At 40.1% G+C, this 16,408-nt stretch carries 14 protein-coding genes and 2 tRNA genes; 10 read left to right on the top strand and 6 right to left on the bottom strand.

The genetic code is table 11. The annotated features are described in order from the left end of the window. Window positions 1–74: 74 nt before the first annotated feature. The 4 genes from F936_RS00990 to F936_RS00975 all read right to left on the bottom strand — a co-directional run bounded on the left by F936_RS00990 (window position 75) and on the right by F936_RS00975 (window position 2,232). Window positions 75–150 (bottom strand) — tRNA-Glu (locus F936_RS00990). A gap of 25 nt (window positions 151–175) precedes the next feature. After that, window positions 176–251 (bottom strand) — tRNA-Ala (locus F936_RS00985). A 57-nt stretch (window positions 252–308) separates the two neighbouring features. After that, entirely contained in the window at window positions 309–1,817 is a 1,509-nt protein-coding gene (gltX, locus tag F936_RS00980) for a glutamate--tRNA ligase (protein WP_005044067.1), read from the bottom strand. A 115-nt stretch (window positions 1,818–1,932) separates the two neighbouring features. Then, window positions 1,933–2,232, bottom strand: a complete 300-nt coding sequence (locus F936_RS00975; RefSeq protein ID WP_003653839.1) for a hypothetical protein — start codon at window positions 2,230–2,232, stop codon at window positions 1,933–1,935. Window positions 2,233–2,631: 399 nt separating this feature from the next. On the opposite strand from F936_RS00975, the gene F936_RS00970 reads away from it, so the two are divergent. Next, window positions 2,632–3,630, top strand: coding sequence for a sulfate ABC transporter substrate-binding protein (locus F936_RS00970; protein ID WP_005044064.1), 999 nt, complete (start codon window positions 2,632–2,634; stop codon window positions 3,628–3,630). A gap of 88 nt (window positions 3,631–3,718) precedes the next feature. On the opposite strand, the gene F936_RS00965 is transcribed toward F936_RS00970, so the two are convergent. Further along, entirely contained in the window at window positions 3,719–4,318 is a 600-nt protein-coding gene (locus F936_RS00965) for a TetR/AcrR family transcriptional regulator (RefSeq protein WP_005044062.1), read from the bottom strand. 122 nt (window positions 4,319–4,440) lie between these two features. Between F936_RS00965 and F936_RS00960 the strand changes: the two genes are divergently transcribed. From F936_RS00960 to F936_RS00920, 9 genes are all read left to right on the top strand, one after another. Continuing rightward, entirely contained in the window at window positions 4,441–5,046 is a 606-nt protein-coding gene (locus F936_RS00960; RefSeq protein WP_003653833.1) for an NAD(P)H-dependent oxidoreductase, read from the top strand. 258 nt (window positions 5,047–5,304) lie between these two features. Beyond that, entirely contained in the window at window positions 5,305–6,228 is a 924-nt protein-coding gene (gene rsmH / locus F936_RS00955; RefSeq protein WP_005044059.1) for a 16S rRNA (cytosine(1402)-N(4))-methyltransferase RsmH, read from the top strand. Beyond that, window positions 6,228–6,560, top strand: coding sequence for a cell division protein FtsL (gene ftsL, locus F936_RS00950; RefSeq protein ID WP_003653828.1), 333 nt, complete (start codon window positions 6,228–6,230; stop codon window positions 6,558–6,560). Before rsmH ends, ftsL begins: the two co-directional genes overlap by 1 nt. An 11-nt stretch (window positions 6,561–6,571) precedes the next feature. Next, window positions 6,572–8,404 carry a penicillin-binding protein PBP3 gene (gene ftsI, locus F936_RS00945; protein WP_005044056.1) on the top strand — a complete coding sequence of 611 codons (1,833 nt, stop codon included), beginning with the start codon at window positions 6,572–6,574 and terminating at the stop codon, window positions 8,402–8,404. A 3-nt stretch (window positions 8,405–8,407) separates the two neighbouring features. Next, window positions 8,408–9,907 (top strand): UDP-N-acetylmuramoyl-L-alanyl-D-glutamate--2,6-diaminopimelate ligase, encoded by a 1,500-nt coding sequence (locus F936_RS00940; RefSeq protein WP_005044055.1) that lies wholly within the window; start codon window positions 8,408–8,410, stop codon window positions 9,905–9,907. Window positions 9,908–9,915: 8 nt separating this feature from the next. Next, window positions 9,916–11,316: a UDP-N-acetylmuramoyl-tripeptide--D-alanyl-D-alanine ligase gene (locus tag F936_RS00935; protein ID WP_005044053.1), complete on the top strand. Its 1,401-nt coding sequence runs from the start codon at window positions 9,916–9,918 to the stop codon at window positions 11,314–11,316. After that, a complete protein-coding gene (gene mraY, locus F936_RS00930) occupies window positions 11,317–12,435 on the top strand; it encodes a phospho-N-acetylmuramoyl-pentapeptide-transferase (RefSeq protein WP_003653822.1) in 1,119 nt (372 codons plus the stop codon). It abuts the gene before it with no gap. A gap of 59 nt (window positions 12,436–12,494) precedes the next feature. After that, the gene (locus F936_RS00925; RefSeq protein ID WP_005044051.1) at window positions 12,495–12,827 is read left to right on the top strand and encodes a DUF7709 family protein; all 333 of its coding nucleotides are present in this window, start codon (window positions 12,495–12,497) and stop codon (window positions 12,825–12,827) included. Window positions 12,828–12,829: 2 nt separating this feature from the next. Then, window positions 12,830–13,654 (top strand): putative RNA methyltransferase, encoded by an 825-nt coding sequence (locus tag F936_RS00920; protein ID WP_005044048.1) that lies wholly within the window; start codon window positions 12,830–12,832, stop codon window positions 13,652–13,654. A gap of 53 nt (window positions 13,655–13,707) precedes the next feature. Here the strand turns inward: F936_RS00920 and ponA are convergent, their stop codons facing one another. After that, window positions 13,708–16,269, bottom strand: coding sequence for a penicillin-binding protein PBP1a (gene ponA, locus F936_RS00915; RefSeq protein WP_005044045.1), 2,562 nt, complete (start codon window positions 16,267–16,269; stop codon window positions 13,708–13,710). Window positions 16,270–16,408 lie beyond the last annotated feature (139 nt).

Below are 16,408 nucleotides of genomic sequence, written 5' to 3'. Positions count from 1 at the left end.
GCAATCTAGAAAGAGATAAAGAATAAACAGTAAGGTGACGATAGAGTCTTTTTATAATTTTATAAAGCAGAATATGGCGTCCCTACGGGGATTCGAACCCCGGTTACCGCCGTGAAAGGGCGATGTCCTAGGCCTCTAGACGATAGGGACTTGATGAGGCAAACACAAAGGAGCGTGGTGGAGTCAAGCGGGATCGAACCGCTGACCTCTACAATGCCATTGTAGCGCTCTACCAACTGAGCTATGACCCCAGTTTGTGTGAGCGCAATATTAGGTTGAATGCGCTCACACGTCAACTAAAAAATGAATTAAACTTCGCTAGTTGCTTCATTTTTCGGCAATTTTAAGCTCTCATTGAGTTTTTCCCAATTTTTAACTTCTTTCTTGCTTGGTCCACCCACAATTTCTAAAGCGCGACGTAAACGAGCGAAAGTTAAATCAGGCCCAAGGGTGACCATTGACTGCATTACAGGTGTTGAACTGGTTGAACCCGCAATTGCGATAAAGAACGCTGGCATGAAATCGCGTAATTTAATGTCCATCTGGTTCGCAAGATCCATTAGGGTTTGGCTCACAGTGTCATTGTTCCATGTAAACTGGCCTTCAAGACGCCAAATTGCAAATTGTAAACTTTGACGAACCTGTTCTTGAGTCAACTTTTTACTTTCAAACATTTCTGCTGTGATTTGTGGCATATGGTTAAAATAGAAACCAGCCCAATTCACTGCTTCTGAAAGCAAATTAATACGCGGTTGAATGGCAGCAGCGATATCTTCTAAAGTGCTACGATCACTCTTCCAAGTTAATAAACGGTCTAACAGTTGACCAGGGGTTAAACCTTTGATCCATTGACCGTTAAGCCAGTTTAATTTTTCAACATCAAAAATTGGTCCGCCGAGTGATACACGTTGAATATCAAAGTTATCCATCATGTCTTGTAATGTGAACACTTCTTTTTCGTCTGGCATTGACCAACCCATACGGCCTAAATAGTTTAACAAGGCTTCTGGTAATACACCGATATCGCGGTAGTAGTTAATTGATGTCGGGTTTTTACGTTTAGATAATTTTGATTTATCTGGATTACGTAACAACGGCATGTGGCAGAGCGTTGGCATTTCCCAGCCAAAATATTGGTAAAGCAACTGATGTTTTGGCGCAGATGGAAGCCATTCTTCACCGCGCAATACATGAGTGATTTCCATTAAATGGTCATCGACAACATTGGCCAAATGATAAGTTGGTAATCCATCATTTTTAAGAAGAACTTGCATGTCGACTTGCGCCCAAGGAATTTCAACTTCCCCGCGTAATAAGTCATTAAATTTACAAATACCTTCTTCAGGTACTTTCATACGGATGACATGAGGTTCACCCGATTCTAAGCGACGTGTCACTTCTTCTTGAGAAAGTTTTAACCCACGCCCGTCATATTTTGGTGTTTCACCACGTGCTTGTTGTTCTGCACGCATTTGGTCTAGTTCTTCAGCTGTCGCGAAACAATAAAAAGCATGACCTTTTTCAACAAGTTCTAATGCGTATTGCTTATAAATTCCCATACGTTCAGATTGACGATACGGTGCATGAGGCCCCCCCACATCTGGACCTTCCGACCAATTTAGGCCTAACCAACGCAATGAATCCAAAATCATTTTTTCAGACTCTGGTGTAGAGCGAAGTTGGTCTGTATCTTCAATCCTTAAAATAAACTCCCCACCATGTTGTTTCGCAAAACACATGTTAAATAAGGCGATGTAGGCGGTGCCGACATGAGGGAAACCGGTAGGGGAAGGTGCAATACGAGTACGAACTTTCATAGGTAATGGGTCAAAATAAAAATTGAAACTATTATAACGAAAAAGCCCAGTATTCTGACGTTTTATTTAAGGTCAGACTGGGCTAAAGCTGAAACGGTGAGGGGTGTTTCAGAATTTAAGATGCATGCGGCTGGAAGATCGCCTGAACAAAACGTGAAAAACGTTCGTGCTGAGCAGCAAGAAAGTTTTGAGTGGGAGTAACGCGAATTGAATTGAGTACTTTAAGTTCATCATTTGTGGAAGGTAATACGATAGGATTACGTTTCTGTTGATCTAAAGCTTTTTCAATAAGTGAAGTCTGCTTATCTGCCCCAGTTTTGTTTGGAGTATCTTTAAGTACTGCTGCTGCAGAAAACTGTGATGCCAAACCCAGCACCAAACTTAAGCTTAACGCTTTTCCATAATGAATTTTCATTATTAATCATCCCCTCTGTTCATTACATTTCATCTATTTTTTGAGTTTAACGAAATGTAAAATTACGGTAATGCTACGATTTAAACATAAATCTTAATAAAAAAGTGGAACTGTGTCACACTTTTTACAAAAATTATCTATATTTTAATCTGGTCGACCCAAATGTAGGCCATATGTATCCTTTGCGCTTCATTATTTAACAAATTAATGTGTAGATAAAGTGAAGGCCCTCATTAAGTTGTAAGAATAATTACAAAACTTTTCAAAAATGAAATAACTTAGACATCTTAATCTATATATTTTAAAGAGATTAATAAAAAATATATTAATATAAGTAATTGATTGTAAATTATAAAATTAAAAATATAGTAAAACTAAAACCAATGATGGATTTTGTAAATGAAAAAAATATCAATAATGGCTGTAGCTGTGTATTTGGGAATGGCAACAGCAGCTCAGGCTGCTACTTCTTTTTTAAACGTTTCTTATGATCCGACTCGAGAATTTTATCAAGAATATAATCAGGCTTTTGGTAAGTTCTGGAAACAACGCACAGGGCAAGATGTTGAATTTAAACAGTCGCATGGTGGATCTGGTAAACAAGCTCGGGCGGTGGCTACTGGTTTAGAAGCTGATGTTGTAACGTTGGCGTTAGCGAATGATATTGATGAGATTGTGAAAGCAGGTTTTATCCAGCCGAATTGGCAAAAAGAATTTCCGAATAATTCTGCACCTTATACTTCTACTGTTGTATTTCTAGTACGAAAAGGTAATCCGAAAAATATACGTGACTGGAATGATCTAACAAAACCAGGTGTTGAAATTATCACTCCTAACCCTAAAACAGGTGGCGCACCTCGTTGGATTTATTTGTCTGCGTGGGGTTATGCTTTGAAACAACCGGGTGGTAATGATGCCAAGGCTCGTGAGTTAGTTAAAAAGCTTTATCACAATGTAAAAGTACTTGATTCGGGAGCACGCGGTTCGCTAACAACATTTGCCGAACGTGGTATTGGTGATGTTTTATTATCATGGGAAAACGAAGCTTTATTGGCGACGAAAGGACCTGATAAAGACAAATATGAAATTGTTTACCCATCAATTTCAATTTTGGCAGAGCCATCAGTCGCAATTGTAGATAAAACCGTTGATAAAGATGGGAATCGAACTTTAGCAAAAGGGTATTTGAATTTTTTATATTCACCTTTAGGGCAAGAGCTGGCTGCTAAGCATTATTTCCGACCACGTAATGCTCAAGTGGCAGCAAAATATGCAGCCCAATTTCCAAAAATTAAATTATTTACCATTAATGATGTGTTTGGTGGTTGGGCGAAAGCTCAGAAAACTCACTTTGCTAATGGAGCTGTCTTTGATCAAATTTATGATGGGAAGCAGTAATTAACTAAGTTTTTCCATGTGGCCGCTTATTTAATAATTAAGCGGCTTTTTTGAATTTTAAGATTTTCACATCTAATTTTTGATTAATTTAGAAATTACCCAATCTTTTTAATAAGGTGCTGATAAAGATATTAATGTAGTGGTCTACATCATCTTTAAAAATCATATATTGTAAAGCTAGCCCATAACTTAATGATACAAGCTCTATAACAATAGAATCATAGTCATCAGGCTCAGCCATCTGCATTAAAGAAAAGAATTGTTTCATGATCTTGGTTACTTCTTGCTGATGAGTTTTCCAAACCTTTTGATACTCCTCGGCGAAGGTAATATCACGTGCAGCAAATAGTTGTAGTTCTATTGATATCTTCAGCCATTCATCGTTTGTAAAAAAAACTGTCAGCCATTGGCGCAACGAATCGATTAATTGCTCGGTATTTGAAGGAGCACTGGTAAATATTTCTTGTAATTGTAAATTTTCTTTAGCGAATTGAAGTTCCATCAGCTCAAGTAAAAACGCTTCTTTATTGTTGAAATTAGAGTAGAAGGCACCTTGAGTATAACCTGCTTGTTTAGAAAGATTCCTGATTGATACTGCGTTATAACCATATTCAGAAATGAGTGCAAACTCAGCTTCGATGAGATGCTGTCGAGTTTGTACCTGTTTTTCATTGCGAGAAAGAGTCATAAGAGCCAGATCAAATAATAGTTGAGATATCACTTGTTATCTTAATTTTTATAAGATATTTTCGCTACTTATTTATTTCAGATATCACTTGATATTTGAATGTGCGACAATAAAGGCGATATATGTCTCAACTCTCTAAACGTATTGTAGTTATTAATGGTCATCCATCCGATATCAGTTTTAATCATGCATTAGCTCACAACTATGTAGCACAAGTAAAAACATTAGGTGTTCACGTAGATCTTATAGAAATTGCTAAGTTGGATTTCGAGCCTAATTTAAAATATGGTTATGAGAAACGTATGGATCTGGAACCTGATTTAATGAATGCGTTGGAAAAAATTCAGGCTGCTGATCATTTAGTATGGTTCTTTCCAGTTTGGTGGGGAGGACTTCCAGCCATAGCTAAGGGTTTTATTGATCGACTCTTTTTACCGAATCTTGTATTTAGTTACCGAGAAAACAGTAATCGAGTTATTGGTCATTTACACTCCAAATCAGCACGACTCATTACTACTTTAGACCAGCCAGGCTGGTTTTATCGTTGGTACTATGGTGAACCAAGTACACGTCAACTTAAAAAAGCGACTTTGCAATTTTGTGGGGTCAGTAGAGTCAAAGTTAATTATATTGGAACAGTGCGGGGAGCAAGCTCAGACCAACGGCAAAAATGGTTAAATCAAATCGGTAAATATGCCGAGAAAGATTGCCAGCTCATCTCGTCCTGAGGTAAATCTGGGAGAGTCTCTAACGGAATAAGCGTAAAGGGAAAAGAGAATTTTTTAGGTAAAGCGTTTAATAATAATTTTTATAAATTCGTATTTAGCTATAAAAAATTATTCTTGGTTTCTTATTTTGCTTAAAAAGTGCTAACAAAACGGTTTTATCTATGAAAAATTAATATTTTCCTACAAAAAGCCGTTTGGTGTTGGTCATAAACAAGGTGATAATGTGCAGTTACATTTTCACGCTATGATTTAACACCTATGTCGCATATTTCTGTCTTACTTTCCGAGACCATTGAGAGCTTATTGGCAGATCGCACAACTGGGGTGTATATCGATGCAACCTTTGGAAGAGGTGGGCATACCCGTTTATTGCTTTCTAAACTTGATGAAAATGCACGAGTGTATGCATTTGATAAAGACCCTCAAGCATTGGAAGTTGCTGCTGCTTTGGCACAAGAAGATTCAAGATTTACCATCATTCATGCCAGTTTTGCTGATATCAAAGAGAAGATGCAGGAAATTGGCGTGATGAGTGTTGATGGAATTATGGCTGATCTAGGGGTTTCATCTCCTCAACTTGATCAGGCAGAGCGTGGTTTTAGTTTTATGCAAGATGGTCCGTTGGACATGCGAATGGATAATTCTAAGGGTTTAACTGCGGCTGAGTGGTTACTTAAAATTGAAGAAGAACAATTAGCAAATATTATTTATCAATATGGTGAAGAGCGTTATAGTCGACGTATTGCTAAAGCCATTAAACTAGCTGGAAAACTAGAAACGACCGCTCAATTGGCGGAAGTTGTTAAAACTGCTCATCCAAAATGGGAAAAACATAAACATCCAGCGACACGTGCATTTCAGGCTATTCGAATTGCTATTAATAAAGAGCTAGAAGATATTGAACTGTTTTTGCCGCAAGCTGTAGACTTGCTAAAACCGGAAGGACGTTTGTCTGTTATTAGTTTCCATTCTCTTGAAGATCGACTGATTAAGCAGTTTATTCAAAAAGAATCTACGTTAGCAGAAGATTTCGGTTGGGGAATGCCTGAGCAGCGGGTAGATACAAGAAGATTAAAGAAAATTTCACGGGTTCGTGCGAGTGAAGAAGAAGTAAAAGCGAACCCTCGTTCACGTAGTGCATGGCTTCGGGTTGCTGAACGCTTGGAAGAAAAAGGCGCGTAATGAAAAGCAGTGATGAAATCGCAACCACAGAAAATAACGTGGTGAAAAAAGTTGTTGTGTATACAGTATTGGTGGCGCTTGTTTTTATAAGTGCCATGATGGTGGTATTTCAAGTATTTGAATATCGTCATGATTATAGAGAGCTTAGCTCTTATATGCGTGAACGTGATGATCTCAATGCTGAATGGGGGCGTTTGCTCATTGAGCAACAAACCTTTGGTGCAACAGCACAGATTGGTACGCGTGCTGTAACTCAGCTACGGATGTTTTCTCCACCGGCTGCAGAAACGGTGGTAATTTCTTTACCAATGACCTCAGAGCAAAATAAGTAAGGCCTTGCTGTATGGTAGATAAGCGAACAAAACAAACACGGAAAAAACAGCAGTCTATTTCGGAAAAACCAACTCTTGCCTTTGATATGTGGCGGTTTTATCTGCTCTGGGCAGTGGTGCTGCTCTGTTTTGTTGTTTTAATTGCACGTGCATTTTATGTACAAGTAATTAATAAAGATTTTTTACAAAACAAGGCCAATGCCAATATTTTGCGTACTGAGCGTGTAGAAGCTATGCGTGGCGTGATTAGTGACCGCCATGGAGTACCTTTAGCAATTAGTACACCGATCATGAAAATCGTAATGGATCCACGTGATTATTTCGATACGAAGCACTTATATGATCAAATTACAGAAGAATTAAAGAAAGATCCGAATAATCGTAAATTAAAAAGACAATTACCCGATAAAAATTTGAATCTTGATGAGTTGGCGGATGTAGTCGGTTTAGACCGTGCCGATCTTAAAAAACAGATGAATGCACGACCGCGTTCTCGTTATCTGGTTTTGAAGAAAGAAATACCACCGCAACAGGCAGACCTCATTACGAAGGGTAACTTTCAAGGGGTATATGCCGAGAAAACGTATAAGCGTTATTATCCTCAACCACAGCCAAATGCCCAGATTATTGGCTTAACCAACAGTGAAGGCCAGGGGATTGAAGGCTTGGAAATGCAGCTCAATAAACAGCTGTCGGGTGTGGATGGTGAGCAAAAAATTATTCGTGATAAGCGCGGAAACCGTTTAAAAGTTTCAGAGGTTATTCGTGAGGGTGAACCGGGCGAAAACATCACTTTAAGTATTGACTCACGTTTGCAGTACATTATGTACCGTGAATTAACGGCTGCTGGTGTTGCAAATAACGCTCGTTCGGCAACAGCTATTGCTGTAGATGTTAAAACTGGCGAAATTTTGGCAATGACAAGTTGGCCGTCATATAACCCAAATGACAAAAACGGTTTATCTAATAAAGATGCCATGCGTAACCGCGGTGCGATTGATATGTTCGAACCGGGTTCAACCATGAAGCCATTTACTGTTTCTGCGGCACTGGAAACTGGACAATATACGCCAAATACCATTGTAAACACTTCTCCGGGTTCAATGCGTTTAGGTTGGCATACGATTCGTGATACCCATAATTATGGTGCTTTAACTGTAAGTGGCGTAATTATCAAGTCTTCAAACGTGGGGTCGGCGAAAATTGCATTGTCACTTCCAAAAGAAAAATTGCCGAGCTTCTTTAATCGCGCTGGCTTTGGTAAACGTTCGGCTGTGAAGTTCCCAGGTGAAAGCTCAGGCTTGGTACTACCGGTAAGTAAATTAAATTCTTCCCAAATTGGTACCATGGCTTATGGTTATGGTCTAAATGCGACTATTCTCCAGTTGGCGCAAGGCTATGCAATGCTTGCAAATCATGGCGAGAAAATGCCTTTAAGCCTACATAAGTTAGATCAGGCACCTAAAGGTGAACAAGTTCTTGCTCCAAAAATTGCCGATCAGGTTTTGCTTATGCTAGAGCAGGTGACTATGCCTGGTGGTACTGCAAAACAAGCTAATATTCCGGGTTATCGCGTGGGTGGTAAAACCGGTACGGCGCATAAACTTCGTGCAGACCGTAAAGGTTATTCAAATAATGAATACCGTGCTTTATTTGCGGGTGTAGCTCCAATTAGTGACCCGCGTTTAGCTGTTATTGTTGTGGTTGAAAACCCGCAAGGCCGTTATTACGGTGGTTTGGTTGCTGCCCCTGTTTTTGCACGCATTATGCAAGAATCATTGCGCTTAATGAACGTACCGCTTGATAAGCCCCTTGATACTCCAGAAAACCCTATTCGCAGGTAAGCTATGTCTGTTTCTTTTCAAGAAATTAATCCAGTCGAGATTGATGTACAGTGGTCTAAGCAGCCTTTTCATGGTTTTAGTTTAGACAGCCGTAAAGTTGAGTCAGGCCAAATCTTTATCGCCTTGACCAGTTATAGCCAACCTGAAAAAACGCGTATATTTGCGGAGTCAGCTTTAGCCAATGGTGCACTTGCTATCATTAGCGAGACTGAGTTGGGCGTTTCGAATGAGTGGGTATGCCCTGATGTACGTCAGCGCATGGGTGAGTGGCAACAGCGTTATTTGCAGCGTATAGATCCTGTCACGCCAGCACGTATTGTTGCAGTGACAGGCACAAACGGTAAAACGACAATTTCACGTCTAATTGCTGAGTTAATTAGTTCGCAACAACAGCAATGTGCAGTGATGGGAACTACGGGTAATGGTATTTTGCCAGACTTAACACCATCAACGCATACCACACTTGATGCTTTACAATTACAAAATGCGTTACATGACTATGCTAAACAAGGTGCAACTTTTGCATCTTTGGAAGCAAGCTCACATGGTTTAGAGCAGGGCCGTTTAAATGGTTGTGCTATTGAAATTGCCGTTTATAGCAATTTGAGCCGTGATCATCTGGATTATCATGGCACTTTAGAGGCTTATGCTGAAGCTAAGGCTCTTTTATTCCGCTTCAGCTCTTTAAACGTGGCTGTTATTAATCTGGATGATGAGTATGCTGCTCTAATGATAAATGCAGCAAAACAAAATCCTGCTCAGCCAAAGATTCTGACGTATTCGCTTACTCAAAATACAGCAGATTATTATATTAGTGACCTAAGTTACAGTTTGGCTGGGGCGACTTTTAATTTAGTTAGCCAGCAAGGTTCTTTTACTGTTCAAAGTCCATTATTGGGACATTTCAATGTCGAAAACTTGATTGCAGCACTTATTGCTGCTGAGCAAGCAGGTTTTGATTTAGAAGCATTAGTCGCTTTTGTCCCTCAATTGATTGGTGCACCAGGACGAATGCAGGTCATTCGTGATGGTGAGCGTTTATTTGTTGTGGATTATGCGCATACGCCAGATGCTTTGATTCAGGTACTTAAAACTCTAAAACGTCATGTATCTAATCAACTTTGGGCTGTATTCGGATGTGGTGGAGATCGTGACCGTGGGAAACGTCCACTAATGACTCAAGCAGCTTTAGACGGCGCAAATCCGATTATTTTGACTTCAGATAATCCAAGAACCGAAGACCCTGAACAAATTTTTGCTGATATGAAGCAAGGAATCGATTTTTCAGGGCACCGTATGCATGAAATTCATGACCGCCGTGAAGCAATTAAATTTGTTGCACAGCAGGCTCAGGCTGGTGATATTGTTGTTATTGCTGGTAAAGGTCATGAAAACTATCAAGAAATTAATGGTGTGCGTCACTGGTTTGATGATGTTGTTGAAGTTCAATCAGCGATTGCTGCGCAACACCATACTGTAGACGCTGCTTACCCTGCACAATAGGACAAATTATGCATACTTCAACCACCAGTACCGTGCCTTTGGAACCGTGGACAGCTCAGCAATTACAACAGGCAACACAGGGCTACTGGCATAAAGACCAGATCCCTCAAACTGAAATTAAACGTATTTTGACGGACTCACGTCATGCGGAAACTGGGGATGTTTTTTTAGCACTTAAGGGTGAACGTTTTGATGCGCACGACTTTGTAGCTCAGGTTGCAGCGAATGGTTGTCAAATCGCAATTGTTGAACGCCCTTTAGATGTAGATATTGCCCAACTAGTTGTTGCCGACACTCGCTTGGCTCTCGGGCAACTTGGCGCTTATCGCCGTGAGCAAAATACACAACTAAAAGTGATTGCATTAACAGGAAGTAGCGGTAAAACCACAGCTAAAGAAATGTTGGGAAGTATATTATCGCGCTTAGCACCGACACTAATCACCCGTGGTAATTTAAATAATGACCTTGGTGTGCCGATGATGTTGCTTGAACTGAGAAAAGAACATCAGTTTGCTGTAATGGAACTAGGTGCAAGTCATCAGGGTGAAATTGATTATACATCTAAGTTGGTTCAGCCTCATGTTGCGGGCATTTTAAATATTGGGACAGCTCATTTGGGCGAATTTGGTGGGCGTGAAGGTATTTGCCGCGCTAAATCAGAAATTTATCGTCATATTTTACCAAATGGCGTTGCAATCGTTCCACAACAAGATGATTTTACTGCTGAAATTCATAAAGCTGCGCAAGCACATCGCATTTCTACATTTGGCGTAGGGGGCGATATTTATGCAACAGATATTGAGTTACTGCCTCAATCAACAAATTTTACCCTACATACACCGCAAGGGGCGAGTACCGTTAAACTCCCTTTTGCAGGTGAGCATAATGTGCAAAATGCCACTGCGGCTGTAGCCTTTGCTTTGGCGCTTGGTATTGGACTTGAAGATATTGTCCAAGGTTTAGAGCAAGCTCAGGGGGCTAAAGGTCGTCTAAACTTTATTCAAAAATCTCCTTACTTATTTATTGATGATACTTACAACGCCAATCCAAATTCTATGCGTGCTGCTGCGCAAGTATTGTTGCAGCAACAAGGCATAAAAGTGATGGTAATGGGTGATATTGGTGAGTTGGGAGATAGCAGTTGGCAAGAGCATCACGATTTAGGCCATGATCTCGCCGAACTTCCTTTAGATCATATTATTGCAGTTGGGCAGTTTGCTTCAGCCGCTCTCGAGGGTGCAGACTCTCATTCCAATAAAGTGAAAGCATTTCAGACACAAGCTGAGGCGCTTCCATTTCTAATCAATCTAATCCAAACACATCAACCCCAGTCCATGAGTTTCCTGTTTAAAGGTTCTCGCTTTACTCATATGGAAACGTTGATGGCTGATTTGATGGAGAAACTTTAAATGCTGTTATGGTTGTTTGAACAACTTGCGGGCTATCACAGCTCGTTTCAGGTCGTTCGTTATTTAACATTACGTTCTTTACTCAGTGTATTAACGTCCCTGACCATTGGTTTGGTCCTCGGACCGATCATGATTCGTAAATTACAAGCGTTAAAATACGGTCAGGCAGTAAGTTCATTTGCTCCTGAAAATCATGCTAAAAAGATGGGTACGCCAACGATGGGCGGGATTTTAATTCTGCTTTCAATTGGGATTAGTACTTTACTCTGGGCTGATTTATCTAACCCTTATGTCTGGATTGTGCTTGGTGTAATGGTTGTGTTCGGTGCTGTAGGTTGGGCAGACGACTGGATTAAAATTCGCTATAAAGACAATGCAGGTTTACCTGCACGTAAGAAGTTTTTCTGGACTTCTGTTGCATCCCTTGGTGCTGGTATTGCGTTATATTTAATCGCAACTCAACAGTCCAATGCAGAACATACTGCAAATATGCTGGATTTATTGATTCCTTTCTTTAAGAATCTTTCAATTCCACTCTCAATTGTTCCTTTAGGCTTGGCATTTATTGTATTTACCTATCTGGTGATTAATGGTGCCTCTAACGCAGTTAACTTAACCGATGGTTTAGATGGCTTGGCGATCATGCCTGTTGTAATGGTAGCTACAGGCTTAGGTGTATTTGCTTACTTGTCTGGTGACATCCGTTTCGCTAACTATTTACATATTCCATATGTGAAATATACCTCTGAGCTTGTTGTGATCTGCTCTGCCATGATTGGCGCAGGTTTAGCATTTCTTTGGTATAACGCGCACCCTGCCCAAATCTTTATGGGTGATGTTGGCGCTTTAGCTTTAGGCGCGATGCTTGGAACAATTGCTGTCATGGTACGCCAAGAAATCGTATTTGCGATTATGGGTGGTGTGTTTGTTATGGAAGCAGTATCTGTCTTCTTGCAAATTGGATCGTTGCGAATGCGTAATAAACGCGTGTTCTTAATGGCGCCGTTGCATCATCACTATGAAAAGCAGGGCTGGAAAGAAACCCAAGTTGTGATTCGTTTTTGGATTATTACAATTATATTAGTAGTTTTAGGTCTAATGACTTTAAAATTGCGATAGATCTTATTTTAGTGTCAATATAAAGCCAGTTCTACTGGCTTTTTTTATTGGAGAGATGAATGACAAAAGTTGCTGGTCTAGACCAATTATCTGTAATTAATCAAAAAGTGGTTGGTGAGGGTGAGGTGTTACCTCAGGTCGTACTTAAAGATGGAAGTCAGGTACAAACAGGAACTGTCGCTACAATGTTGCATAATATTGAATTATATAATGCAGGGCAAAGAGGACAGATTGAAGAGAAATTAAAGATCGCAATTCCAACTTTAGTCAAGGTTGGTCTATTTGATTTATTTCAGGTGGACGAATGGATTAACGGAACAAATGCGGGGCGTACATTTGTGGGAATGCACGCAAAGACTTATTTACAACAAAAAGAACAAGAGAATAATTAAAAGTGACTAAGCAAATTTTAATGTGTCCTGTGTGTCGTCAATCTCTGGATTTAAATGAAAAAACTTGGCGATGTGAGCTGGGGCATAGTTATGATGTGGCTAAACAAGGTTATGTCAATTTACATGTTGTGCAACATAAACACAGTAAAAACCCCGGAGATACGCCAGAGTCAGTCGATGCGAGACGAGCTTTTTTACAAGGTGGTTATTACCAACCCTTACAACATGCTGTAGTCGCTTTATTAAAACAACTCGATGTAAAAACTGTACTTGATATTGGGTGTGGTGAAGGCTATTACACAAGTGCCATGCAGCAAGTGGTTGAGCAATGTGTTGGTGTTGATATTGCAAAAAATGCGGTGCAGCGTGCAGCAAAGCTCAATGCTGAAGTGACTTGGGTCGTTGGAACTGGTGCGACTTTACCTGTGCTTGATCAAAGCATGGATGCATGTACCAGTTTGTTTAGCCCAATTCCACAAGCAGAAATTGCGCGTGTTTTAAAAGATGATGGCTATTTAATTGTTGTCACGCCTGCCTTTGAACATTTATATGCAATGCGTGAAGCTTTATTTGAACAAGTTAATCCTCACACGCCAGAAAAGTTTGTAGAGCAGTTGCAAGATTTGTTTGAGCTAAAGCAAGAGCAAATTATTGATGCCCCCTTTGTGCTTGATCAACAAGCCTTAAAAAATCTAATTGCTATGACGCCTTATGCTTATAAAGCTTCTCCCGAACGTCGTTTGCAGTTAGAGCAGCAGTCGCAATTAGAATTAATGGCTTCTTTTCAAATTTATGTCTTTCAGAAGCGTAATAAAGAAGCTAGCTAATAGACTATTTTTAAAGCGCAAAAAAAAGCCATCGTTAGATGGCTTTTTATTATTTATTCAATCTGATTAATCAGATTTTCTAGTTCATCTTTTTCTCGCTTAGGCGTGGGTTCCTGCGAAGGTTTCATAGCAGGAGGCGCAGCTTTTGATGGAATAACAATTTCTTCGCCAGGTAAATCGGCAAAGTCATTATTATTGTTGAGCTTCGGTTGCGGTGGTGCTGGGCGATATAACGGACGAGCCAATGGTGGAGCCGCGCGATAGGTTTTCTTATCGCTAACTTCTACTACCGCTTGATTTTTGTCACGTGAAATAGGTGCTTGAGCATCTTTGTCGAGGCTAACCCAAGCTGATGGTGTACCTTGCAAAGCTTGACCCATAAAGTTGATCCAGATCGGTAATGCAGCAATACCACCATATTCACGACGACCTAGTGTCGTCGGTTGGTCAAATCCAACCCACGTCACAGTAACTAACTTGCCGTTGAAGCCAGCAAACCATGCGTCTTTTGCATCGTTGGTTGTACCTGTTTTACCGCCTAAGTCATTACGACCAATTTTAAGCGCGGCACGGCCTGTACCATGTTCAATAACGTCTCGTAAAATATTAGCCATGTCATAAGCAGAACTTGATTTTAAAATACGCTGTGCCTGACGATATTCACTGTTCGCTTTATCAGTCTGTTTAAGATTAAGTTGCTTAGCAGCCTTTTCTTTCTGCTCTACATCTTTGTTTGTAACTTCAATCACTTCATCATCTGTTGTCGTAACTTTCTGCTCGTCATCAGTTGTTTCAGGTGCGTTAATACATGGAATACATGCATATTCTGGCTTAGCTTCATAAATCACTTTACCGTATGCATCTTCAATACGTTGAATAAAGTGTGGTTGAATGCGATAGCCGCCATTGGCAAAAGTCGAATATCCAGTTGCCATTTGAATTGGCAAGACTTGAGGAGTACCTAAGGCAATAGTGTAGTTACGTGGAATTTGATCTTCTTGTAAACCAAAATCCATAAATAACTGGCGAGTACGTTCAATACCGACTGTCTGTAAAAGACGTACAGATACGGTGTTACGAGATAAATACAACGCACGGCGTAATGGAATCATCCCTAAATAACGTCCGTCTGAGTTTCTCGGTGTCCACTTACCAATCGTGATAGGGCTATCATTAACCATACTGTACGGTGTCATACCGCGCTCTAGTGCCAATGCATAGACAAAAGGTTTAATCGTTGAACCCGGTTGGCGCCAGCCTTGCAAAGCACGGTTAAATTTCGATTGATAGAAATTATAACCACCTACAATTGCTTCAATTGAGCCATCGTTAGGATTGATTGCAATTAACTGACCTTGAACTTTTGGAATCTGAATTAAAGACCATGCCGTTTTTGCCTCATTTGGACGTAAGCAAACAATATCTTTAACTTGAACAATCTGAGATGCGCGGGAAGGAGCACCACCTACACTATTTGCATTGCGATAGGGACGGGCCCATGACATACCGGACCACTGTACAGTAACTGTTGTGCCATCTTGCATTAATGCTTCAAAAGAGCTGCTATTTACCTTGGTGACTTGTGCAGGGTAGGTGTTGGCATATGCTCTAAATTCACTTAATGGTTTGTCGTGTGCTTCCGCGCCACGCCAGCCATGACGACGGTCATAAGCTTCAAGACCATCTTGCACAGATTTCTCTGCAATCGCTTGGCGTTTAGAATCTATGGTTGTATAGACTTTATAGCCAGAATCAATTGCTTGTTCGCCAAAATGTTTTACGAGTTCTGAACGAACCATTTCACCTGCATAAGGGTGAATATTATTTAAATCCCGATTGGGCATGTTGAGGTTGATCGGTTCAGCTACAGCTTTTTGATATTCTGCTTGAGAGATATAACCCAGCTGCAACATACGACCTAAAATCCAGTTACGTCTTTCAAGTGCACGCTCTGGATTAACCACAGGGTTGTATTTAGAAGGCGCTTTTGGTAAACCTGCGATCATTGCCATTTGAGCAATGCTGAGTTCATTAATACTTTTGTTGTAATAAATTTTGGCTGCTGCGGCGATACCGTAGGCATTTTTTCCTAAGAAAATTTTATTTACATAGAGACTGAGAATTTCTTCTTTAGATAAATTTTGCTCAATTTTTCGAGCCAAAAAGATCTCGGTTATTTTGCGTTTTAAAGTTCTTTCTGGACTCAAATAATAGTTCTTTGCAACCTGCATGGTGATGGTTGAACCACCAGTTTGGACATCAGAACCAGTCACACTTTCACTTAAAGCACGCCCTAACCCCTTAAAACTGATCCCGCTATGTTCAAAGAAAGAAGAGTCTTCTGCTGCTAAAAATGCATGAATAAAAGCAGGAGGAATTTGTTTGTATTCAACCGGAATAGACAGCTTACCACCATACTCGGCAATCAGTTGATTATCTGATGTGTAGACCTGTAGTGGTTTTAAAAGCGGAGCTTTTTTTAGTGAACTCATTTCTGGGAGCGATGGGGCGATATAGAGATACATGCCATAAAAGCCCATCGGAAGTGAGACTAAGATAATAATAATGATCAAAAAAATTGGACGCACGAAGCCCAAACTGGATAGCTTTTTCATGATAAGTAAGCTTTAATAAGATCGAATACAAACTAATTGTGGTCAGTATAGCCTTTAGACATGCGGATTGTTAGATGAGATATTGTATCCGTGTAAAAATAAAGACCTAGATTATTAGTTTGTAATTTTTTTTTGGGGA

Source organism: Acinetobacter calcoaceticus DSM 30006 = CIP 81.8 (assembly GCF_000368965.1).
Lineage (GTDB): Bacteria > Pseudomonadota > Gammaproteobacteria > Pseudomonadales > Moraxellaceae > Acinetobacter > Acinetobacter calcoaceticus.
Note: the sequence above shows the minus strand (reverse complement) of the source record. Positions and strands in the feature narration are given on the sequence as shown.

Excerpts from the sequence above, each read along its gene's own strand:
- gltX (WP_005044067.1), bottom strand. The coding sequence starts at position 1,817 with ATGAAAGTTCGTACTCGTATTGCACCTTCCCCTACCGGTTTCCCTCAT.
- F936_RS00970 (WP_005044064.1), top strand. The coding sequence starts at position 2,632 with ATGAAAAAAATATCAATAATGGCTGTAGCTGTGTATTTGGGAATGGCA.
- F936_RS00960 (WP_003653833.1), top strand. The coding sequence starts at position 4,441 with ATGTCTCAACTCTCTAAACGTATTGTAGTTATTAATGGTCATCCATCC.
- F936_RS00925 (WP_005044051.1), top strand. The coding sequence starts at position 12,495 with ATGACAAAAGTTGCTGGTCTAGACCAATTATCTGTAATTAATCAAAAA.
- mraY (WP_003653822.1), top strand. The coding sequence starts at position 11,317 with ATGCTGTTATGGTTGTTTGAACAACTTGCGGGCTATCACAGCTCGTTT.
- ftsL (WP_003653828.1), top strand. The coding sequence starts at position 6,228 with ATGAAAAGCAGTGATGAAATCGCAACCACAGAAAATAACGTGGTGAAA.
- F936_RS00975 (WP_003653839.1), bottom strand. The coding sequence starts at position 2,232 with ATGAAAATTCATTATGGAAAAGCGTTAAGCTTAAGTTTGGTGCTGGGT.
- F936_RS00965 (WP_005044062.1), bottom strand. The coding sequence starts at position 4,318 with ATGACTCTTTCTCGCAATGAAAAACAGGTACAAACTCGACAGCATCTC.
- rsmH (WP_005044059.1), top strand. The coding sequence starts at position 5,305 with ATGTCGCATATTTCTGTCTTACTTTCCGAGACCATTGAGAGCTTATTG.
- ftsI (WP_005044056.1), top strand. The coding sequence starts at position 6,572 with ATGGTAGATAAGCGAACAAAACAAACACGGAAAAAACAGCAGTCTATT.
- F936_RS00935 (WP_005044053.1), top strand. The coding sequence starts at position 9,916 with ATGCATACTTCAACCACCAGTACCGTGCCTTTGGAACCGTGGACAGCT.
- F936_RS00940 (WP_005044055.1), top strand. The coding sequence starts at position 8,408 with ATGTCTGTTTCTTTTCAAGAAATTAATCCAGTCGAGATTGATGTACAG.
- ponA (WP_005044045.1), bottom strand. The coding sequence starts at position 16,269 with ATGAAAAAGCTATCCAGTTTGGGCTTCGTGCGTCCAATTTTTTTGATC.